Here is a 20,530-nt window from a genome sequence, read left to right as displayed (position 1 = left end):
AGGAGAAAGCGTGTACTACCAGCCTCGTTGAGGCGGCCAGCGCCGACTACGGCTCGCCTTTGAGCCAACCGGAACCCTACATACAGATTCAGGCTGATTCTCGCCCAGGACGATCTGGCGGTAACCGTAGCGCGACAACATACTCGCCAGTGATGCCTATCCACGTTCGCCTTTCATTCACCATGCGCCAACCACAGATGTGACTCATTACCGTATTCCTTCGATAGCGCTTCCTGTTATTTGATGCCATTCTTTTGCCCTTCTGGCATTGGGGATATAGACCGGCCCGCGGGTCGTGGAATGCAAGGCCCGGGCGCGAAGTTTTCCCAGTGAGCGCCAGCGAGCGGCTTGGGGAAAAGTTCGCGAGCCACCGGCCCGCAGCAGCGCGGAGGCCGGCGCCTTGCAAGTAGCGACCCGGCCGGTCAGAATCGAAAGCCCAGAAGGCAGAACGTGTTTAGCCGCCAACGGCGGGCATCGTGATGCTGCTGCCGCCGCAGCGAACACGCAGCAGGGCATGACGGGGGCGGATCGCCATCGCCCAAGGTGGGGCCAGAGCCGCAGCCCTGACCCCACCCGAGCGGCGCGCTACTCCTTTACCGCATCAGCCAAGTACTGCTCATACACCTCGTCGGTGCTTTTGGCCTTGGTCACGACTTCCTCGACGGGAGCCAGCGGATAGTCGTTGTCGGCGAGCCAGCGCAGGTACTCAGCGCCGCCGACGTGATGGCCCCACCAGCCGCTGTTGTTGCGCCAAGCATCCTTGGGGGTGCGCGATTCGAGCGCACCGAGAATCAGGCCCAGCGTGATCACCTGCGCGCGTGCGTCGCCGTTGGCGGGTAGCTCGGCCACGAGCTTGGCCACGGCCTGGCCGCTGTCGAGTCCGAGCAGTTCGGCGGTGGTGTCCAGCGCGTTGTTGTTCGTGAGCAACGCACTGTCACGGGCCAAGCAGTCCGCCACGAAGAGACCGGCGCCCTTGGGAGGTGTCTTTCGCGCCAACAGCTTCTTGACGAAATCACGCCGCACGCCAAGGGCCGCATCACCGAGCTTGTTGAGCGCCAACACTTTACGGCGCTCACGCTTTTCGGTCTCGGCCCGCTCGATCGCCGCCTGCTGGCGTGCGGCTTCGCGGGCCTCGTCGTCCAGGTCGACTGCTTCGCCGGTGTCGGTGTCCACCAGCCCGGCTTGCCGCGCGAACCAGCTCTGCGGCGTCAGACCGGCGGCGCGGTAGTCGAGGCAGTAGTAATCGGGAGTGAACACCTGCGCCTCGGTGACCGTGTTGGCGTGGCGCATCCCCTCTGCGGGTGTGGCGTCCGGCTGATCCTCGGTCTCCCAGTCCACGCTCTCTTCGTCAATCACTTCACCGGTTTCCACGTCGCACCATGCGGTGTCCTCAACGAGCAACACAGCCCAATGGGCGGGGTGCGTCACCGCGTCGTCGTCGGCTTCCTCCCCGTCAGCGGTCACCAGGTGATGCAGCGGGATGCAAGCCGGGTCCCACGAATCCGGGCGCTGCTCAAGGAGAGTGAACCCCTTGTCGGCGTAGGCCGGGGCCACTTGGGCGCGGGCCTCGTCAGTGGCACGTTGCTGGCGCAGTTGGGCGACCGTGTGCTCGAACCAGCCGCTGTCAGCCGCACTCATCAGCCGCTCAACGGCACCGGGCATGTCCTCAAACTCGGTGATCGCCGCCGCTTCGACCAGGCTCAGCTGGCCACTAGCCAGCGCATCCATGGCCGTCGCCGACCGCGAGGCCGTGTGGGCGGCCTTCACAGCGTCCTTGCCCACAGACAGCTTCTTGGCCACCTTGGTCACCGACATCCCCGCATCGATCATCTGCTGGATACCGCGCGCCCGTTGCGCGTCGGTGATGTCGAGCTTTTGATCGTTGGTGACGATCTGGTGCACGATGCGGTCGATGGTTTCCTGGGTGGCATCGGCAGCAGTGGACGGCAGCACATAGACGGGGACGCTGGATAATCCCGCTTCGCGGGCAGCAAGAGTGCGCCGCTGTCCGTTGCGGACACGGATGACCTCGGGCCGTTCCGCGTCGCGGACAGCCGTAATCGGCACCAGGACGCCATTTTCGGCGATGTTGGCGATGAACGCCTTGCTCAGCGCGGCATCGTCGCGAACATTGTCACCAATGTCGAGCAACGCCGGATCAAGGTGTTCCAAGGTGCCGATCGGCTGGTCAGTGGCATTGCCCGCAGTGTCGGTGCTGGTGATGTCGGTCATGGTTGAACCTTTCTGGGTGGGTCAGGCGTCCGCATGGCCGCCTGTTCTGTTTGCCTTCTGGCAATTGAGATTTGGGCCGGCATAGGGACGCGGAGTGCAAGGTCCGGGCGCACAGTTGGCCGCCGCGAGCGAAGCGAGCGTGCCGGGGAACTGTGCGAGCCTTGTGCCCGAAGCGAAGCGCAGGCCGTGGCCTTGACGCGAAGCGGACCGCCGGCATAATCGAAAGCCAGAAAGGCAAACAAACATGGGCTTGGGCAAGGCCCAAGCCATTCAGCAGCGCCGCAGGCGCTTCAACTTCAATTCCCCGCTACCATCGCAAAAATGCGGCTTGTGCAGACCCGGCGCGGGTGGGAAGAACACCGCCCGTCGCACTGTCCGGAATGCGGCGCGCAACTCGGAGCGCACCAGGTGCTCGTTGGCATAGCACACTGCCGTTGCGAACGACGAATGCACCGCTCACACCGTTGCCAGCACTGCCAGTACACGATTTACACGCCGTCCCTTGGTGATTCGTGCACGCTGCAAGCTCTTGATGGACGTTAAAGGCGGCGCCGGAATGTCTTAATTGCCCAACGCTTATGAATGGAGCTGGGATAACAGGGGCATGAGGTACTTGCCGACAGGGTCGAAGATGAACATGGCGGCCCAGACCATGGCGTCCATCACGGCGGTGGCGATGAGAGCCGAGACCGGCGCCCGCATGATGCGCAGGATCAGCAACGGCGCCATGATGCCGGTGACGTTTATCAGGATTAGTACCAGAATCTGCATTCGCTCGGCCTTCACCATTTCAGCGCTGATTGCGGGTTCGCCTTAGATTACCGACCGGGTCTGACACAAGCCGTCCTAGCCGCTGTTGGTCCAATTCTCCCAGCTGGCAGTGCGTTGTGCGATGGCCAGTGCGAGGTTATTGCGTCGAATCTGCGGGCGAGGCCGCTGGGCGATCGCCGTCGCCCTCGACTGTGGGAGCGAGTAGTTCATAGAGTGGGTTTTGCGCGGCGGCCGAGCGGGTTTCAGAGCCAGCGGCGGTGACGTAGCGTTGCGAGGTGGCCATGGATTCATGGCCTAGCAGCTTCATGAGGGTGTAGACGCTGATGTTGGCGCCGGCGAGCTCGGTGGCGTAGGTGTGCCGGAGCGCGTGAACCATCGCGCCGGGGGTGCGCTGGGCGTCGGGCCCGGCCAGGTTGAATGCGCGCAGCACACGGTATTGCAAAGCGCCGCGGGTGATTCGGGCGCCATCGCGGCCGACGAACAGAGCCGCGCTGGCTGGCCACTGTGGCCGCGGATTTTGGCCCGATCGCCCGCGGGTGGTGGCGGGGAAGCGGGCCGCCCGGGTGGTGAGGTAGCTGTTGAGGACGTCGACGAGGGCTTGTTCGATAGGAACTGAACGGTGCTTGCCGCCTTTTCCGCGTACCCGAAGGACCCCACCGCCGTCGCTGAGACGTAGGTCGCCGATGTTGGCGCCCCGGAGCTCGGCCGCGCGCAGCCCGGCCAGCAGGGCCGTCAAGATGATGGCGCGGTCGCGCTCGGGCCAGTCGGTCGCGCGTTTGTTGGCCGCCGGCGCCTCTATCGCGGTGATGAGTGCTTCAGCGGCCTCGGCGGGAAGTGATCGGGGAAGGGCCTTGGCCGGTTTGGGTTGGCCGATCACCTGCATAGGATTTCCGGGGAGCAGTTCGGTGGTGTAGAGGTAGGTGCACAAGGTGTTCCATGTCGACCAGCAGCGGCGGATCGAGGCTGCTTCGTGGGAGCCAGCGTAGGCCGCAAAGGCTTGGCGCAGCGCATCTTTGGTGAGGTCAAGCGGGTCGAGCCTTGACAGGTCTTGTCCTGGGTCGGCGCCGGTGATGGCGCTGGCGATCGCGTCGAAGTCTTGTCGGTAGGCCTGCAGGGTGTGCGGCGATGGCTTGCGGGTAGCGCGGTCGGTGAGGAATGCGCGGAACCAGCTAGGTCGTTGGGCATCAGTGCGTCCACGGCTCGGGCTCGGGGTCCGTGGACGTGTTTCACCCGCCACGGCGAGCCGGTCCGGGCATGCGCCACTTGATGAGGAATTCGGCCCACCCGTGGGTACGCCGCTGGGGCCGGCCGAGTGCTACCCAGTCGGCATGGGGTGCGTCGAAGGTCCAGCGGAATACGTCACGCCATCGCGCCGTGCGGGTGCGGGTTGGAGTCACGTAGCCAGAAAGATAGCTATGGCCCGCTGAGACAAGCACTTTGGTGAATGTGGACCACTCGCCGTCATCCTCCCACCACAGCGCGGGAAGACGACCGGTGTTTTGCAGGGCGGTCAACTGTTCGGCTTCGGTGTGGGTGTCGACCGCGTGGACGAAGCGCATCCACGTGGGATCGTCTCGGCGAGGCTTACCGAGCTTCTCCCACAACGCATGTGCATTGTCCCAATCCCAGGGCTTTTCCCAGAACGCCCACGAATCACCCGACCACGCGACAGCGTTCGTGTCGGAAAGCACCTGCGCGAACTCGAACACGGGTCGGCTGAAATCACTCCAGCTCCACCCGTCCCTGGGAAGATCGTCGATTGACGCTGGTGGCGGCCACGTGGCCTGGCTGGTCATGTCTCACATTCCTTGGTGCGCGGGTGGGCGAGTGCGGCTGGTCGCCGACATTGTTCATGCATAATAGCTGTTATGCATGAGAATGACGGCTGGTGTGGCAAATTTCGCGGTTTGGGTCGAGCCTGACCGCCGCCAGCGGGACTTGCCGTTTGCTATTTGAGGGTTGAGGCACGAGCGTGGCGATGAGTTGGTGTCTCTGCAGCGGCTGCTGACATCGCCGAGCCGGCCGGCATATGTTCCGGCGTTGCCAACTATTCACCCCGGGTGGCCGTAGGGGCCGTCGCCGCAGCTTTCGTCACAGTGACGGGGGGTTTGGGCCGCGTCATCGGCGCGCAGGCACCGCGCGCCGCAGCAATCTGACCATCGCTGCCCGGCACACGCGTGTCCGGCGCGATCCGTTTCGTAGTTTCGTTTCGTATTTTCGTTTCGTTTCGTTGCGTCATTGCTCTGTGGCGACGAAAGCGGTAAAATGACGGAATGAGCGAAACTGCCCCGACGGACGACTCCGCGCCGCGGGATCGCTGTAACTACCCCGGCTGCACACGCACTAGCCGGCCGGACCCAGCCACGGGCCGTCCGTCGCGATACTGCGAACAGCCCGACAGCTCCGGCGGGCCGGTGCATAACCGCGCCAACGCGTGGCGGGCCCGCCGCGCGCAGCGTGGTTCGGTCGCGACGCAGGAGGACGCTGGGCTGGCCTCCGGGGTGTCCCTGGCCCGGGCCACCTTGGAGCAGCGGTTGGACGAATTACCGGAGAAGGTGGCGGACCTGCGCGTGTACCTCGATGACTTGGTGGTCCAGCTGCGGGCGGCCGGCGACGTCGAGGCTGCGGGCGCCGAGGTTGAAGATGCGCACCGGGACGCGCTCGCGAAGGTGACTGAGGCCGAGCGACGCAGCGCGGCCGCTGAGCGCGCCGCCCGGCAGGCTAACGAGCGCGAACAGACCGCCGAGCGTGAACGCGAAGAAGCCGATGCGCTGGCCGAGGACGCGATCGCCGAAACGGCGCGTGTGCGCGAGGAGCTGCAAGCCGAGATAGCCCAGGTTCGCGCCGAGGCCCAGAGCGCGGTAGCAAGCGCGCAGGAGCAGTTGGCGGCAGCGCAGGCCGAACACCAAAACGAACTCGCGCACCGCAGCGCCGAACTTGACCAAGCGCGCCGCGACGCCAATGCCGCCCAACTTGAGGCCGCCTCGGCCCAGGCCGCCCAACAGGCCGCCGACGAGGCGGCCGAGCGTGAGCGCCACACCGCTGCCGCGGTGCGTCGTGAACTCGACCAAACTCGCCGCGCGGCCGAAGAAGAACGTCAACGCCTCCAGGCCCAGGTCGACTCCGCACGCGAGGCCACGCAGCAGACCGCAGCCGAGTTAGCCGGTCTGCGCGCCGATCTCGCCACTGCGCGTGCTGAGGCCACGGCCGCACAGCGAACGATAGAAGCCGAACGGGAAGCCTTGGCATCGCTCAACCAAGAGCTCGAGCGACTACGCGACGACGCACGGGCAGAACGAGAAAGGCTTCGTATCGACCACACCGAACAGCTCACCCAAATGCAACGTAGCGCCGACGAACGGGTGCACACCCTCACTGAGGCCTTGGCACTCGCCCGTGAAACCAGCGCCGCGTATCGCGCCCAACTCCCTCAAACAGCACCGCCGAGCAGCTCTCCCCGACCACCGTCGAAACGATCATCGCGTCCAGCCCCCGAGAAGAAATGATCCGAGGACCTCGACGATGGTCCACCGATTCGTGATCCGCCGTCTGGGCTCGTTGCCTTGGCCTTCGGGCCTGGGCAAGAACGCAGGCCCGAACCATCCGTACAAGCAGCTCGAGCGCCAGCTGCGTGCCTACCTCGGCGACGACCGCCATTTCAGCGCCGCGGCCCACAAACGCGCCTACCTGACCGACGATCCTGAGTATCGACGGATCGTCTTGTACGCGCTCACTCAGACGTCGTGGAGCTCAGGCCTGCTCGATGACGTGGAGGCCGCCACCGACCTGTCCCGATCAGCGCCCCTGCTTCAATGAGCCGCTGGCCTTCGATTCTGAGTGGGACGACTGGGCGCGGCCTCACTGCGGCGACGTCGGTCTCTCGCGTGCCTGGCTGGCAAGCCCGCTGCGCATCGCAGGCCAGGCGATCGTGGACGGCCGGCATCGCCTCACATACTTGCGATTTCACCGCCCGCCCGAGTACGAGATCTTGGTACGCGTGGACACCTAGACCAGTCGAGTTTCAAGCTGGTCAGTAGTGGTATCGGGCTTTGAGGATCTTGATTTCGTGATCATCTGCGCGGTAGACGATCCGGTGTTCGTCGTCGATGCGCCGCGACCAGTACCCGGATAGTTCACCCTTGAGCGGTTCTGGTTTTCCAATCCCAGCAAACGGGTTGCGCTGGATTTCTGCGATGAGTCTGGTGATGCGCCGTGCTGTTTTGCGGTCGGAAGCCAGCCAAAATAGAAAGTCCTCCCACGCGGCGGGATCGAAGTTGATGCTTCTCACTCCTGGCCGCCGGCCATCTCCTCGAGTTCGTCGATCGACTTGGTGTAGCTGCCGGGGGTGGGCCGGGTGGCGTTGTCTCGGGCGACGGCCTCCATGAGTCGGCGGGCATTCTCGGGGGAACGCAGGAGGTAGACCGTTTCTTGCCACGAATCGTAGTCAGCGGCCGACATGAGCACTGCATCTCCGGCCTTGGACGTAATTCGCACAGGCTCGTGGTCGGTGTTGACTTGTTCAAGCAGCGGAAAGAGGCGCTGCCGGGCCTCACTTGCACTGATAGCCATGACCTCGGCCCTTCCAACCGTACCAATACCCAGTACCGTTATTGTACGGCATTATCGTACGGCGTTTGGGGTTCGTGTGCCTCAGGGCGAGGTCTTCTTGAGAGGCGGAAGAAAGACGTCCAAGGCAGCAGCGACCATTTCAGACCTGTTGGTTTCGCGTGTTCCGGGGCGCTGTTTGGCGATGCGAGCGCTGGCCCAGTCGGTAAGGGTCTTCATGACTGCAAGTTCGCCTTTGGTCGGGCGGATGCGTACCGGGAGGGGTGTGTCCTGGGACGTGCGGCCCGGGGCTTCACGGAAGGGGAAGAGGTCGCCGGGTTTTGGGCCGGGTCGGCGGTTGAGGATGAGCGTTGGAAGTTCCTGGGCATGTGCGCGGAGCGCATCGAGCACGAGGGCTGTGTGACTGGGGGCGTGGGCGCGGGCGCGTTCGAACCGTTTGACGATCGAGGCCGGGATGCTCAGGACAGTCGGCGAAACGATGTGGGCGGTGGGGTCGTCAGGATCGATGTCCAGTGTTGGCATCGCGCCGGGGTCACTGTCAGCCTTGTCGTGCGAGACATCTTCGATGGCGTCGTTTTCTGCCGTGGCGCGGTCGTGTGATTCGGCCGCCGGCTGGGATTCTGCTGGCGCTGTGGCTTGCGGCTCGGCTGGGGGCGGTGAGGGCGTTGGTGCAGGCGGAGTCGCCGCCGTGGTGGTGGTGGTGTCGCTACGGCCGTCCTGGGCGGTGAGTGGTTGATCGAGCGCTTCGGCCGCCCCGAGCTTGGGGTGGCGCGGCTGGGGGGCTTGGCGGGTGCGGCGAGCGCGACGCTCGTGGAGTTGATGGATACCGCCGAGGTTGTCGCTCATGGTCAGCCTTGGGCTTTCTGGGTGTAGGTGATTACCGCCCGGGCGACGTCGGTGATCTCGTCGACGAATTGGCGGTTCTTGGCGGGCACGGGAGTGCGCGCTGCGACGGCCATACGTAGGGATCGGCGGCTGAGCCAGCCGTATTTGCCGATTGATGGGCCTACGGGGACGTTGTAGGTCTCGCTGATGCGTTGTAGCCAGTCGACCATCTTGCGCGGAGCTGCGTCGACCATGTTGGGGATGATGAGCAGCGGGAAGGCGCGAAGTTCGTCGGCCATGCCTTCGAGGGCTTCCAGAGGCCGGGTTTCCAGGACGATCGGTACAACGATGACGTTGGCGGCAGCGATGGCTCCGGAGGCGCTGGGGTTGGCGTCGTCTCCCCCACCAGGGTGGGTATCGATGACGAGGGGTCGGCGCCATTCGGCGGACCATTTCTCAAGCTGGGTCGTGACGTGGTCTTGCGGGGGCTGGTTATTGCCCCAGTCGGGGTGGGATGGGACCAGATCAGCGCGGAAAGGGCCTCCGGTGAGCGGGCGGGGTGTTCGGCTGTTTTCCATGGCATCAAGCAGCGGCGCATTGGTGCGGGTTTCGTAGCGGTATCCCCAAGCACGGGAGGCGCCGCCGCGGTCCCAGTCGAAGTCGATGAGGATGCCGGCGAGCAGCCAGGCCAGCTCTTTGGCGATTTCGGTTTTACCCACTCCCCCTTTGTGCGCTGCGACCGCCACTATGAGGTCTTGCAAGGTCGCGAGGAGTTGCGGGTCCGGGTCACTGACAGCGAGGCGCCGGGCTGCCTCAAGGGTTGATGGATTAGACAAGGGAAACCTTCTCTCCTTCACAGGGGGGCCCTACCTGGGGGGGTCGTGCCGAGAAGCGGGGCCCGAAAAGGGGCCCTCCGCCCGCTACGTCCAACTCCCCCGCGTGCAGCTACGCGAAGCATAGCGCGTAGCTGCACGCGCGCGCTACTGCACACGCTGCGGCGTGTCAGGATGCGTGAGGTAACGCGTGCGATGGGCCGCACCATCTGCCGTTGTCTATCCCGTGGCGCAATGCGTGTGCTGTTGTCTGCAATAAGTCACGCATGATCGCGTGCACTGATTCTCGCGTTATGTGCCATGATACCGCGCGCCCTGTCGTGCGCGACCCCTCTTGCGGTACCTCGTACGATAGTACGACCGCTATCTCACGCACTATCGCACGCGATATGTCAGCTGTGCTCGCACGGGATGTCTCGCGGATTGTCTTGCGCCACAGTTCGGGGTGCGCAGCGAAGGGCCCCAAATTGCATCGCCGCGAGCAGCGCGTAAGCGCTTTGGGGCCGGTAGGTTTCCCTGTGGAGCGTTTCTTGATCATTTACCAGCTTAACGGCGCGGAGGGGGGGATATACCGAGGTGACGACCGTTGAAGCCCGCCGCAATGGCGCAGTGATCCCGGGCGACCGTGACCTCGAGACGAGCACGGTCGGCAGTCCGATCGAACCGCGGCAACCAACCGGCAGTGGTGAGCTCCATACGGAATCGCGGTCGCCTATGCCTGCCTCCCGGAGGCGCGAAGAGGCGCACGACGACGCCGAGCGGACCTTGCGCCTCGTGATCCGAAGCCGCACCGCATCCGTGTGGCTCACGGTGTTTATCGCGACCATCAGCTTCGTCTTGTCGTTCAATTCGCTGCGAAGTCTTGCCGCGATGACGGCGTGGCCGGGCTGGCCGTCGTGGTTGTCGCCGCTGCTTGTTGACGGTGTGATCATTCTCGCGACCCTGGTAATCGTGTCGTTGGCGCCGTATCGCGCGCAGTTCTGGAACCGGGTTTTTCTGTGGACAGTGTTAGGTGTTGGGGCGTTGGTGAGTGTCGGCGGTAATGGCTTGCACGCGTGGCTATCTACCGGGCATCTGGTGTCGTGGATGCGGTGGGGGTCAGCAGGGTTGGCGTGCGTCCCGCCGGTGGCGCTATTGGCGACCACGCACATTCTGGGGATCTTGTGGCGGTTTGATCCGGTGCCACCGCCGGATGCGCGCTCGCAGGTGCGTGACCGGGCGCTGGAGCTGGCCGCGCAGCGAATGGACCGGTGGGAGGCAGCGGCGGCCAAGCTGCACGAAGAGGGGTACTGCCCGAGTGTGCCTACCGACAAGATGGTGCAGGTGCTGCGGTACTTGTATGAGTCTCGGCCAGCGCTCTCTCTGCGCGCGATCGGGGCGAAGCCGGAGGTCGGGCTGCACCACGACACGGTGGGAAAGATTCGCGACGCTGCCGGTGCGGCGCTGGGCATGGCGACCGGCGAGGTGTAAGTCCGCACCTCAAACAGGGAAATTCCACGTTCGCAAGCTGGATGCCGCTATGTCGTGCGCTATCTGCTGCGTTATCTCATGGAATATCTCACGCGCTTGCTGACCGGTCGGGGATGGGCGGCGAATCGATCCAAATCGGTGGGGCGCGACCGTCGCATAGTGCCGGCAGGCGGCGGTAGCGTTTTGCCCAACGACCTGCACTTAGAGGGGATTCGGCCGCGATGGGCTTATTTGACGTCTTCGATGACCTGTTGGATGACCTGACGGGCATATTCGACGGGGATGATGATGGCGGGGACGGCGGCGATGATGGGCCACCCGAGCAGTGGGGGCCGGGTCCGCTGCCCAACGCAGGCCCGCCGTGGGGGCCGGCGCCGCAAGTTCCCAACGGCCCCAGTGGTTTACAGCAGGGCGTCGATCAGGCCGGAACCACCTATCAGCAGGCGAGCGGGGCGGTGAATCAGACGGATGACAAGCTATCTGACCTGCTGAAACAGATCTTCGCCGCCAATGATGCGGCCCGGTCGAAAATTAGTGGGATCGTGGGCAACATTGAGACAGCGCGCCGCGCGCTGGCGGCGAACCCACAGATGGCCAATGATCCGCACGCGATGGCGTTGTTCAACCAATTCTTGGATGGTCAGCTGGCCGAGATTCAACAGGTTCTGGACAGCTCGAAGGTCGATAGCAAAAAACAGGCTGAGTTGCTGGCCGCCCTGGGTGATGAGTACCGCGGTACCGCGGGTGGGGATCATCCGAAGAAAAAGGGCGCAGGTGGGGCGAACGGCGGCGGCGGTGATGGCGGCAACGGTGACACGGGCGGTAACACCACTGACGGCGGCGGTGGCGGTGGTGATGGCGGCAGCGGTGGTGGTGATGGCGGGGGCGCCGGTGGGGGCGGAACCCCTACGGGCAGTGGGGGATTGACCGACCCGTTGGCGGGCTTGGGGGGAGCGGGCATGGGTGATCCGCTGTCGATGTTGGGTCCTGCGATGGCGGGTCTGGGTTCGATTCCGGGCGCCTTGGGTGGGGCGGCAGGCTCACTGCCGATGGACGCCCTGGGCGGCCTGGGCGGCCTGAGTGGGCTTGCCGGTCAGGGCGGTGGAGACGGGTTTAAAGACACCGGCGCTCACGATCACGGCAAGTCCGACGATTTCGAAGACGGCCCGCACGGCAAGGGTGACAGTGATGGCGGGAAAAACAATGACGGGGCGGCTGGTAAGGACGACACCGGCAGCAAGAACGGGCAGACTCAGCCCGCGGGGACGACGCAGCCTGCGCCGAGCACCCAGCCTGCCCCGCCGGCCGCGGTCCCGGCCAGTGCGGGTGGTGACCCAAGCCAGGTGGTGCAGATGCCGGACGGTTCTCCGGTGACGGCAACAACGGCCCAACACGCCGCGGCGGTGCGTGGGGTCCTCAACGGGCAGACCGTCACTGATGCCTGGAAGCAGGCTCATGTGGAGCTGCCGCCTCCAGGTACACCGGTGACCGCTCCGGCCGACCCGAGTCATTTGGTGCCCGGTGAAATCGCGCAATTTAAGAGTCGTGACCCGGTGATGTACATGGGTAATGGCAAAATCTGGCTGGATGGGCAGCTACAACCACAAAGTGCCCTGCCGACAGGTGATTTTTCGGGCTGGATCGACCCACCTGGGCTGGCGGGTACTCCCGCTGCGCCGCCTGCGCCGGGCAGCCCTGCTCCGGCGGGCCAGCCGACGACAACGAATACCAGCGGTACCTAAATGTGGGGCCTTGATGCGGGAGTCGCGGTGACCGACGAACAGCTGCCAGAGGAAGGTGCCATTCCCACTGTCGCGGAGTGGTCGGCCGACGGCGCCTTGATGGTCGCGGTCGACTGGCAAGGGGAGGGGCTGCAGGTCCAGCTCGAACCCGAGGTCACCCGGTCGTGGACCGCAGAGATACTGGCGGATCGGATTATGCGTCTGCACCGGTTGGCGTTGATGCGGGCCCGCGCCGAACAGCGCCAGCGTGTCATCGAGGAATACGGCACAGCGCTGCCGACGACCCCGGGGTGGCCCAGTTTGACCGACGTCGACGAATACCGGCACACGATCGATTTTTAGCCAGCGCCGACCGATGCGTAGCCCGCTAAGTCGTTGTTAGGCTTAGCAAACAGCCAGTTCAATGGGAGGTATGCGGTGGCCGGCAATAGTGCGACGCTGGATTTCGACGAGTGGCATCAGCACGCGCAATGGTGGGATCAAGAGGGTCCGCGGGTGCGTGAGCGCCTCAGCGTCGACCCTGGCACAGCGCAAAGCGTGGGACAACGCTTCGGCGACATCGGATGGGAAGTGCGTCAGGCGTTGAACGAGACGCTGCAGGCACGTGCTGAGGCCGGTCAGGCGCTGGGACAATACTGCGAGGGTGTGGCTGGCCATATTCGGTCCAGCCTGGCCTCCTACCAGCAGACCGAAGCCGACAACCAGCAAACCCTGCAAACCTAACCATAGGGCTTGCGCGGTGGCGGATTCAGTACGGGTTGACACCGACGTTGTCCGCTCGGCGGGCCGTCAGGCCGACGCGGCGGGCGGGACCGCAACGCCCGGTTCGGGTCAGGTGCAGCCAAGCGCCGCGGACATGGTGTCGGTGGGCGCGAGCACCCGTTTCACCGCACAGGTGAGCTTGGCTCGCAAATACACCACGATGGCCAACACGATGGCGCGCCAGTTCGGGGTGAAACTCGATGCCAGCGCCGGCGCTTACGACGAGCAGGAAGTGCAGTCCGCAGGGACGTTGGGCAGCGCGGGATCGGGTGGGGCTGTGCGGGCGGTGTCGGCTACGCGGTCCCTACCGGCCGCGCCTGTGGTGCCCGCGGATCTCGTGTCAGGCGGGGCAGGTGGCGGTCTGCCCGCCGGTGAAGTCCCCACCAGCCCGCGTGACATCGCCAGGTTGATTGAGACCGGCCGGGCCGGCACGGGCAAGCAGACCTGGCAGGCCATGGAAACCAGCCTGCGCGGCGAAGCCAAACAACTGCGTGAGGCTGCCGATCAACTGGGCACCGCGATCAGCACGGCCGGTGATGGATGGCAAGCAAAATCCGCCGATGCAGCCACGACCAAGATGCGGGCACTTCAGACCTGGTATGAAGGCCATGCCCACTATGTCGACGGCCTGGCTGAGCAGGCCAAAGCCCACATTCAGAACTTCTCCAAAGTCGTCACTGATGTCCCGCCGTATCGCCACGTGCTGGACGCCGAGCGGGAGCTCAAAGCCGCGTTGCAGTCCAATGCCCGCGCCGGCGGCGCCCACCGGGTGGCCGTGGTCAATGCGCAAGTGAAGGTCAGCAAGCTCTACTCGGCCTCGACGGCCGGGTTCACCACGTACACGTTCTCCGAAGCGGCGCCACGACAGCCCGACGTACCCAAGCCGCCGCCGGGCCCAAGCCCAGATGTTGCGCCGGTTACCCCGCCGACCGGAGCCGGTGACGGCCCGGTGGGACCACGACAACCACAGCATTCACCCAAGAGCGCACCGGTGGACCCGGTGCAGGGAGGTCCTGGTCTAGGAGAGAACCTGACACCGGGGCCGACATGGCCGCCCGGCGCCCCCGACCCGGCGGCCCCCGCGGACCCACTGACCGATGCCCTACCGGCGACGGCAAGCTCACTGCCTTCGGAAGTCATCCCGGGAATCATGGGCGGCGTCGTCGGCGGCCTAGGTGGGGTTCTGGGCGGCCTGACCGGCGCGGGCCAAAAGGCACTACAGGGCTTAGAACAGGCGGCCGGGCCGGCGATGAGCGGTTTGGGCCAGCATCCCGGCGGCGGTGAACCGCAGCACGGCGGCGACCAATCCCCCCAGTCACCGGAGCCTCCCTCGGCCGGCGATCTGTCACCACCCGATGATCTGGGCGCCGGCGGGGGTGGGGGTGACACCGAGCCCGCGGGCGGGGAGAGCCCTATGGCCGCACCCCCCGAAGTCGCTGCACCGGCGGCGGCCGCGCCGGCGTCGGCACCCTCGGCGCCGGCGGCAGCCGAAGCACCGGCCCCGGCGATGGGCGCCATGGGCCCGATGATGCCACCCATGCGCGGCGGCGGTGAGGGATCGGGCCCGGACAACAAGCAGCTCTACCAGGAGCGCAAGCTGAAAGTGGTGGCGCCGCCCAACAGCGAGCCGGTCAAAAACCGTCGAGAAGGCCGCGCCAGACCCGATGATCGGAAGAAGCAGTGAGCACCCCTCAGGAAAGAATCGCCGACGTCGACCAGGGGCTTCGCGTCACGCGAGCGTTGCTGGCCGAACTCAACGCTGCCGCCCACAACATGCGCGAACGCGACCCGATCAGCGACGTGGTGATAGCGTCCTTCGACTCCGACGGGTATCTGAGCGACCTTTTCATCAAACCGACCGCACTGGCCGATTACACCCACACCGGGCTGGAAGATCTGATCACCGACGTGCTACGCGAAAGCTTCGATCGTTTATTCGAGGCCAGTAATGCAATCATCGACCGGTACTGGGGCCCGGAATCATCCTGGCACGAGCTCAAGGCACTGCGCGACGACTGGTAGCCCACCACTCGGCGCGCTATCGCATCAAATATCTCGACGACTATCTCATCGCATGTCTTGCCGGTGTTCACCGCCGCGACGATGGGGAGGTACGGGCGCGCGTCACCGCAGGTTAGCGCCACAGGTCGTGTCGAGTCGCGTCCGGGGTGGGAGTGCCGGTGCGGCGGGCGCGGTCGATGAGCGCTTCGATGCGTGCCTGTTCGGCGGCAGCCTCAGCGGTTCGACGCTGCGCGGTGCGCTGTCGGGCGGCCGCCAGGGCGGCGAACACGTCAGCGTGGCCGGGACCAGACTGGGCGGCCTGGCCGGCGGCCCGGCCGGCCAGATGTGCGCGGTGCTCGGCCGCACTGTGGGCGCGGCGCCGTTCTTCGGCGGCGCGGGCTTGAGCTTCGCGGGCCTCGTCGAGAGCGGCCGGGCGTTCGGTCAGGTTGTCGGTGCCGTGCCAGGCCAGGATCGCCCCCAGCAGCCCTATCGGTCGTGTGGGGCTGTCGGGGATGCGCCGGCCGACGCCGAGCCAGTCGGTGATGAGCTGGTTGAGGTCACGTGGGGTCCAGCCGGCGGCCGCCGGCGCGGCGAGCATGGCCGCCCAGCTGGTCGGGGTGAAGCGGCGTGCCCACGGTGGGGCGTGCGAATCGGCTCGCCAGTCCGCCGCCAGCCGCCAGCCTGCCGCGTCTGGAGCTGGGCGGCGCGTAGCGACGCCGTGCCGGGCGCCCTTGTGGCGCCCGTGGGTAGTAACCAGTCGTTCTGAAGGTGAGGTGTGGGTGGTTACTGGGGACCGTTCCAGGTGGGGTGACACGGTGTGGATAACCCGGTTGACCTGGGCGTCGTCGTGCAGCGCCCACACCGAGGCCCAGCCGCGGTGGCGATCGCCCATCCGCCAGGACGCCATACGTTCGATGTAGGTGCGTTGGCGGCCGCGCAGGACCTCGGTGGCCACCCCAAGCAGGCGCAGGCATTCGCGGGCCCGCTGGACGGTGCGCTCGGTAAACCCGGTCGCGCGCTGCAACTGTTCGTTGGTCGGCCGGGCGTTGCGGCCGGTGTCGGCGTCGGCAGTGCGGGCGAAGGCGGCCGCGATCGCGACCAGGGTGCGTTTGGCGATGCCCCCTGAGGTCATCTGCGACCGGATCTCGGTGTAGCGCAGGTCGTAGGCCGCGGCCACGGTGACGTGCGCCCAGTAGGCGCCCCCACCGGACCAGCACGGCACGCCTGCGTAGGTGTCCTCGGCGAGCTCGAGGTTGACGAACACGCTCGCCGGCGGGGGATCGCCACCGTGCAGTCGGCGGCCGCGGCGGATCTGCAGCACCTCGGCTACCGGGGTTGTGCGCACGACACCGCGCCGCGGGCGAACAGCGCTACAACCGCGATACGTTCGGGGCCGCGTAGCAAACGGCCGACTAGGAGCTCGGCCGCGAGAAATGTCACGGTTTACACACCGTTCGCGCGGCGGATCTGGAACCGCGGCAAGGTATGCGCTACCGTGAGACGAGCTGTCCAAGCTACGTCCCTTTCAGGGGCAACGGGTGCGGACCCGGAACTGAGCTGCCAACTCGGTTTGAACCCTCTAGACAGAGGCCCCGTTAACGCGGGGCCTTCGTCATGTCAGCGGGTAGAGCCGCACCGCCTATTGAGATGTCATATCTGCCCGGCAAGAGTCAGCCAAGACGAAAGGGAGGCCGGGCTAGGGGGTTTCACATGGCCAGCGGCAAGCCCTCCTCAACGCAGGTGGGGGTTCGGGCATACTCGGGCAACCCGACGTGGACCGCGAGGACGTCCGCGATATAGGGGGCCACTTGGCCGCGGTGCGAACCCGACTGGGCCGCCTGTCGAGCAAGCCGTTCAGAAACCTCGCGATGCGGCCGCGTCATGATCCTGTTGTCCCGCGAGTCACCCCGCAGGCCGTCCAACTTCCGGGTCGCCGCGATCGGCAGCTGATTGAACTCGCGAACATGCTCAGGTAGGCCGACATAGAGAGCCAGAACGTCAGCGATGTACTGAGACATCGACGACGAACCCGCCTCTTCTGCCATGGCGATGAGACGTTGCGTAACGGCTGGATGGTTTTTCACCATGTGCGCGCCGCGATCACCTTTGCTTGGAGGAGCCATAGAAGTTCACCTTGCCAGGGGGTTCGGTTGCAGCAACCGTGACACGCCGAAGGATCGACGATTTGTCAATAAGGTCTGGAGCAGGGAGTATCGGGAATTCCCGATTAGCAATGAATCAGCGAGAATTCGGGTGCGGGGGTCCGCGCCGTCGAACGCACGCTCACGCCGCATTGACCTGTCGGCCGGGGGCGTCGCTGTTCCAGACCCAACCGGGCAGCGCTTGCAGGCGTGCGGTTCGGCGCGGGTCCAGCGCGCCTTGCCGGTAGGTGTAGCGCTGCGTGTTGACCCATTGACCCAGCCGGAACCTGTCGGCGCTGATGTGGCCGTGCGGGACACGGGCGTGGCCGTGCTCGTCGACGAACTGGGTCAAGGCGGTGAAGCCACGTTCCCAGCGCTGCTCGCCGCTGGCGCCCCATACCCAACCCGGCAAGGCTTCCAGCCGTGCCGCACGGTCGGCGTCCAGCGCGCCTTGCCGATGGGTGTGGCGCTGTGCGTTGACCCATTGGCCTAGGCGAATGCCGTCACCGGTGATGTGTGCTGACGGGACGCGAGCGTGGCCGTGCTCGTCGACGAACTGGGTCAATGCGCGGAACCTGCCGTCCCAGCCGCAGTAAACGCCTGGGGTGCGGTCGCGCCGGCGCCATACCCAGCCTGGTAAGGCTTCCAGTCGTGCGGCGCGGCCGTCGTCGAGCTCGCCGCGGTGGTGCTTGCGGCGTTGGGCGGACACCCAGTCACCGAGGTGGAAGCTGTCGCTGCAGGTATGCCGTGACTCAACGTTGGCGTGGCCGTGCTCGTCGACGAACTGGGTGAGGGCGGTGAAGCCGCGTTCCCACTGCTCGTCGAGCCTGTCGCTCCAGGTCCAGCCGGGCGTGGCTTCTAGCCGTGCGACACGCTCGGCATTGACGCGGCCTTGGCGGTACTTGCGGCGCTGGTCACGCGCCCACTGGCCAAGTTTGATCCCGTCGCTGGTGATGTAGTCGTTGGGGAAGCGGGCGTGACCGTGCTCGGCCACATACGCCCCTAACGTGGCGTAGAGCCGTTCCCACAGGTCCTCGCGGCTTTCTCGCCATACCCAGCCCGGCAATGCTGCTAGCCGCGCGGCGCGAGCGGGGTTGAGCCGGTTGTCCTGATGGGAAGCGCGTTGGTTATCCACCCAGTCGCCGAGGCGAAAGTTGTCGGTGGTGATGTGAAGTCGAGCCACGTTGGCGTGGCCGTGTTCGGCAACGTACTGGGTGAGCGCGGTGAAGCCGTGTTCCCAGCGCTGCTCGAGCCACTGCTCGTGGCCCGCGTTCCCGTTCCAGGCCCAGCCCGGCAACGTTTCTAGACGTGCCGCGCGTGCGGGGTCGAGGCGGTTTTTGCGCTGGTCTCGCCGCTGGTCTGTTACCCATGCGCCGAGGCGGTGACCGTCATCGGTGATGTGGGAGCCCGGGACGCGGGCGTGGCCATGTTGGGCGACGAACTGGGTCAGCGCGGCAAAGCCGCGTTCCCAGCGGTCTGCGCGGCTGTCGCGCCATACCCAGCCGGGCAACGTTTCTAGACGTGCCGCGCGTGCGGGGTCAAGGGTGTTTTGTTGGTGGCGGGAACGTTGGTTGCCCACCCATGTTCCGAGCGGGGTGCCGTCTCGAGAGACATGGTTTTGCGGGACGCGCGCATGCCCGTGCTGAGCGACGAACTGGGTCAGCGCGGCGAACATGGCATCCCAATAGGCCTGGTGGGGTGTAGCCCAGCGCGGGCCGAGCAACGCGGCAAGCTGCGCTGCCCGCTCATCATCAAGTAGGTTGGTGCGGTGGGCTTTTCGCTGCTCATTAAGCCAGCGGCCCGGGAAGCGACCGTTTTCAGTTCGGTAGTCCTCGGGTATGCGGGCGTGGCCATGCTCGGCGATGAACGCGGTCAGTTCGTCCAGCATGTCAGCCCAGCGAGTCGGTGTGCGATGCTGCGGCCCAGCGTGCTGCGGTTCGGGGTGATCGCCGGCGGCCGGCGATGCGGGAGTTTGTGGTACCAAATCCTGTGTGGCCGTGGTCATTTGGTGTCCTTTCTGCGTCGGGTGATCCGTGATGTTTGTGCACATGTGTGAATCACAGGCTGGGAGAATGGGAGTCGCCCCTATTTAGGTGCGGGACGGCCCTGGGTGGGTGAATGGTGTTCGCCAGCTTGGACTCGTGGTCGTAGACAGCTCGGAATCAGGCCGGTGAAAGCGCCAGTGCGCGCGCCGTGGCGGTGGTGCGTGACGTTGTTGGCGGCCGATGCTGGCACCGCAGGGCCGGCTGGCCGGCGCGGTTCGCGGCTGAGGTGGTCAAGCAGGCTCGCCTCGTCAATCGCCGAGGTGAACACTTCGTGGATGGTCATCATGAAAGTCCTTGTGTATGTTGGGGATAAGGGTCCGGTCACCGGCCTCGGGCTTAGCTGCCCACGGCCGCAGGATGCGTGTAGAGGTGGGCGATGAGTTCAACCCACCGACACGCGTCCTCGCGGCGCGCAGCCAGTACATGCGGGGGTGGGATCTGGGGGGCCGGACAGCCGGCGCTGGCGACCGTCGCGGCCAGATACAGCCGCCAGTAAAGGTGGCCGGCGGGCCGAAATGCCCCGCAGATCACCGACGTATCGTCATCGAAGACCGTGATGCGTTCCGTGCCGTTGTCGTCGACGCTAGCGATGACGGGATGCTCTGCAACCGCTGAGCTCATGGGAACCTCCGTGGTCTAGGAGTGCTGTGTCCACCAGATTGGCTGCGCAACGTTGACCCGAGCCGTGGTACCAACCGCCGATGTTGTCGTCGAAGTGTCTTGGGGTTCGCGCCCGGGCGATGTGATGAATCCCAAGGTGCACGTTCGCCGCACGTCCAAGGAACGCGGCCTTTTGGAGGACACTGTTCTGGATGTGGTCGCCGTCGCCGACCAGCACGAGCAGCGGTCGGAAATCAGAGCACGGCAGGCCGATACCGCGCTGCAGTCGTTGCTCCACGGTGGCGAGGACCGCGTGTATCGCACGCGAATCGCGTGGTCCAACAACAGCTGCCCCGAGGCCGAAGACCTTAGCGCGCGCGGTCTGCGTGATCGGACCGTTGGACGTGCTCTCGATCATGAGACAGTCCCACGCCTCACCGCGAACCTCGGCAACGATCGCCTCGACCCCGCCTGCGTACCACCCTTCTATCCATGTGTGCGTCAGGCCAGCCGCGTGGGCCGTATGCGGCTGCCAGTCACCG

At 65.6% G+C, this 20,530-nt stretch carries 20 protein-coding genes; 8 read left to right on the top strand and 12 right to left on the bottom strand.

From position 1 onward, the window contains the following. Nucleotides 1–585: 585 nt before the first annotated feature. The 4 genes from MKAN_RS28370 to MKAN_RS28355 form a co-directional block, all read right to left on the bottom strand. The gene (locus tag MKAN_RS28370; RefSeq protein WP_007172412.1) at nucleotides 586–2,232 is read right to left on the bottom strand and encodes a ParB/RepB/Spo0J family partition protein; all 1,647 of its coding nucleotides are present in this window, start codon (nucleotides 2,230–2,232) and stop codon (nucleotides 586–588) included. 576 nt (nucleotides 2,233–2,808) lie between these two features. Beyond that, on the bottom strand, nucleotides 2,809–3,021 hold the full coding sequence (locus MKAN_RS28365) for a hypothetical protein (RefSeq protein ID WP_007172410.1): 213 nt from the start codon (nucleotides 3,019–3,021) through the stop codon (nucleotides 2,809–2,811). Nucleotides 3,022–3,139: 118 nt separating this feature from the next. Then, the gene (locus MKAN_RS28360) at nucleotides 3,140–4,240 is read right to left on the bottom strand and encodes a tyrosine-type recombinase/integrase (RefSeq protein WP_007172409.1); all 1,101 of its coding nucleotides are present in this window, start codon (nucleotides 4,238–4,240) and stop codon (nucleotides 3,140–3,142) included. Further along, on the bottom strand, nucleotides 4,230–4,799 hold the full coding sequence (locus MKAN_RS28355; protein WP_007172408.1) for a hypothetical protein: 570 nt from the start codon (nucleotides 4,797–4,799) through the stop codon (nucleotides 4,230–4,232). The genes MKAN_RS28360 and MKAN_RS28355 overlap by 11 nt, the downstream gene beginning before the upstream one ends. A 477-nt stretch (nucleotides 4,800–5,276) precedes the next feature. On the opposite strand from MKAN_RS28355, the gene MKAN_RS28350 reads away from it, so the two are divergent. Together MKAN_RS28350 and MKAN_RS28345 are read left to right on the top strand one after the other, a co-directional pair. Next, on the top strand, nucleotides 5,277–6,509 hold the full coding sequence (locus MKAN_RS28350; protein WP_023363525.1) for a coiled-coil domain-containing protein: 1,233 nt from the start codon (nucleotides 5,277–5,279) through the stop codon (nucleotides 6,507–6,509). Between the two features lie 16 nt (nucleotides 6,510–6,525). Next, nucleotides 6,526–6,819: a hypothetical protein gene (locus tag MKAN_RS28345; RefSeq protein WP_007172406.1), complete on the top strand. Its 294-nt coding sequence runs from the start codon at nucleotides 6,526–6,528 to the stop codon at nucleotides 6,817–6,819. Between the two features lie 214 nt (nucleotides 6,820–7,033). Here MKAN_RS28345 and MKAN_RS28340 read toward each other — a convergent pair whose 3' ends face one another. The 4 genes from MKAN_RS28340 to MKAN_RS28325 form a co-directional block, all read right to left on the bottom strand. Continuing rightward, complete coding sequence (locus MKAN_RS28340; protein ID WP_007172405.1) at nucleotides 7,034–7,291, bottom strand: Txe/YoeB family addiction module toxin; 258 nt, start codon at nucleotides 7,289–7,291, stop codon at nucleotides 7,034–7,036. Next, entirely contained in the window at nucleotides 7,288–7,572 is a 285-nt protein-coding gene (locus MKAN_RS28335) for a type II toxin-antitoxin system Phd/YefM family antitoxin (RefSeq protein ID WP_007172404.1), read from the bottom strand. The genes MKAN_RS28340 and MKAN_RS28335 overlap by 4 nt, the downstream gene beginning before the upstream one ends. Nucleotides 7,573–7,653: 81 nt before the next feature. Then, entirely contained in the window at nucleotides 7,654–8,415 is a 762-nt protein-coding gene (locus MKAN_RS29045; RefSeq protein WP_023363524.1) for a hypothetical protein, read from the bottom strand. Between the two features lie 2 nt (nucleotides 8,416–8,417). Then, nucleotides 8,418–9,113, bottom strand: coding sequence for a ParA family protein (locus tag MKAN_RS28325; RefSeq protein ID WP_007172400.1), 696 nt, complete (start codon nucleotides 9,111–9,113; stop codon nucleotides 8,418–8,420). Between the two features lie 828 nt (nucleotides 9,114–9,941). On the opposite strand from MKAN_RS28325, the gene MKAN_RS29040 reads away from it, so the two are divergent. The 6 genes from MKAN_RS29040 (at nucleotide 9,942) to MKAN_RS28295 (ending at nucleotide 15,223) form a co-directional block, all read left to right on the top strand. Continuing rightward, nucleotides 9,942–10,697, top strand: coding sequence for a DUF2637 domain-containing protein (locus MKAN_RS29040; protein ID WP_074021258.1), 756 nt, complete (start codon nucleotides 9,942–9,944; stop codon nucleotides 10,695–10,697). A 221-nt stretch (nucleotides 10,698–10,918) separates the two neighbouring features. Beyond that, complete coding sequence (locus MKAN_RS32675) at nucleotides 10,919–12,439, top strand: DUF4226 domain-containing protein (RefSeq protein WP_007172379.1); 1,521 nt, start codon at nucleotides 10,919–10,921, stop codon at nucleotides 12,437–12,439. A gap of 27 nt (nucleotides 12,440–12,466) precedes the next feature. Further along, on the top strand, nucleotides 12,467–12,781 hold the full coding sequence (locus MKAN_RS28310; protein ID WP_041321561.1) for a hypothetical protein: 315 nt from the start codon (nucleotides 12,467–12,469) through the stop codon (nucleotides 12,779–12,781). A gap of 75 nt (nucleotides 12,782–12,856) precedes the next feature. Beyond that, nucleotides 12,857–13,162 (top strand): type VII secretion target, encoded by a 306-nt coding sequence (locus tag MKAN_RS28305; protein ID WP_007172377.1) that lies wholly within the window; start codon nucleotides 12,857–12,859, stop codon nucleotides 13,160–13,162. Between the two features lie 16 nt (nucleotides 13,163–13,178). Then, entirely contained in the window at nucleotides 13,179–14,885 is a 1,707-nt protein-coding gene (locus MKAN_RS32670; protein ID WP_023363520.1) for a PPE domain-containing protein, read from the top strand. Beyond that, a complete protein-coding gene (locus MKAN_RS28295; protein WP_007172375.1) occupies nucleotides 14,882–15,223 on the top strand; it encodes a hypothetical protein in 342 nt (113 codons plus the stop codon). Before MKAN_RS32670 ends, MKAN_RS28295 begins: the two co-directional genes overlap by 4 nt. Before the next feature lie 112 nt (nucleotides 15,224–15,335). On the opposite strand, the gene MKAN_RS28290 is transcribed toward MKAN_RS28295, so the two are convergent. The 4 genes from MKAN_RS28290 to MKAN_RS28275 form a co-directional block, all read right to left on the bottom strand. Next, complete coding sequence (locus tag MKAN_RS28290) at nucleotides 15,336–16,523, bottom strand: hypothetical protein (RefSeq protein WP_007172374.1); 1,188 nt, start codon at nucleotides 16,521–16,523, stop codon at nucleotides 15,336–15,338. Between the two features lie 385 nt (nucleotides 16,524–16,908). Further along, nucleotides 16,909–17,325: a hypothetical protein gene (locus tag MKAN_RS28285; RefSeq protein WP_007172373.1), complete on the bottom strand. Its 417-nt coding sequence runs from the start codon at nucleotides 17,323–17,325 to the stop codon at nucleotides 16,909–16,911. Nucleotides 17,326–17,485: 160 nt separating this feature from the next. Further along, nucleotides 17,486–19,348 carry a helicase associated domain-containing protein gene (locus tag MKAN_RS28280; protein ID WP_023363516.1) on the bottom strand — a complete coding sequence of 621 codons (1,863 nt, stop codon included), beginning with the start codon at nucleotides 19,346–19,348 and terminating at the stop codon, nucleotides 17,486–17,488. Nucleotides 19,349–19,724: 376 nt separating this feature from the next. Further along, nucleotides 19,725–20,009 (bottom strand): hypothetical protein, encoded by a 285-nt coding sequence (locus MKAN_RS28275; RefSeq protein ID WP_007172369.1) that lies wholly within the window; start codon nucleotides 20,007–20,009, stop codon nucleotides 19,725–19,727. Between the last annotated feature and the right edge of the window lie 521 nt (nucleotides 20,010–20,530).

It is taken from the genome of Mycobacterium kansasii ATCC 12478 (assembly GCF_000157895.3).
Classification (GTDB): Bacteria; Actinomycetota; Actinomycetes; order Mycobacteriales; family Mycobacteriaceae; genus Mycobacterium; species Mycobacterium kansasii.
Note: the sequence above shows the minus strand (reverse complement) of the source record. Positions and strands in the feature narration are given on the sequence as shown.

Coding starts and splice junctions, on each gene's coding strand:
- MKAN_RS28370 (WP_007172412.1), bottom strand. CDS start 2,232: ATGACCGACATCACCAGCACCGACACTGCGGGCAATGCCACTGACCAG.
- MKAN_RS28365 (WP_007172410.1), bottom strand. CDS start 3,021: ATGGTGAAGGCCGAGCGAATGCAGATTCTGGTACTAATCCTGATAAAC.
- MKAN_RS28355 (WP_007172408.1), bottom strand. CDS start 4,799: ATGACCAGCCAGGCCACGTGGCCGCCACCAGCGTCAATCGACGATCTT.
- MKAN_RS28350 (WP_023363525.1), top strand. CDS start 5,277: ATGAGCGAAACTGCCCCGACGGACGACTCCGCGCCGCGGGATCGCTGT.
- MKAN_RS28345 (WP_007172406.1), top strand. CDS start 6,526: ATGGTCCACCGATTCGTGATCCGCCGTCTGGGCTCGTTGCCTTGGCCT.
- MKAN_RS28335 (WP_007172404.1), bottom strand. CDS start 7,572: ATGGCTATCAGTGCAAGTGAGGCCCGGCAGCGCCTCTTTCCGCTGCTT.
- MKAN_RS29045 (WP_023363524.1), bottom strand. CDS start 8,415: ATGAGCGACAACCTCGGCGGTATCCATCAACTCCACGAGCGTCGCGCT.
- MKAN_RS29040 (WP_074021258.1), top strand. CDS start 9,942: ATGCCTGCCTCCCGGAGGCGCGAAGAGGCGCACGACGACGCCGAGCGG.
- MKAN_RS32675 (WP_007172379.1), top strand. CDS start 10,919: ATGGGCTTATTTGACGTCTTCGATGACCTGTTGGATGACCTGACGGGC.
- MKAN_RS28285 (WP_007172373.1), bottom strand. CDS start 17,325: ATGGCTCCTCCAAGCAAAGGTGATCGCGGCGCGCACATGGTGAAAAAC.
- MKAN_RS28280 (WP_023363516.1), bottom strand. CDS start 19,348: ATGACCACGGCCACACAGGATTTGGTACCACAAACTCCCGCATCGCCG.
- MKAN_RS28275 (WP_007172369.1), bottom strand. CDS start 20,009: ATGAGCTCAGCGGTTGCAGAGCATCCCGTCATCGCTAGCGTCGACGAC.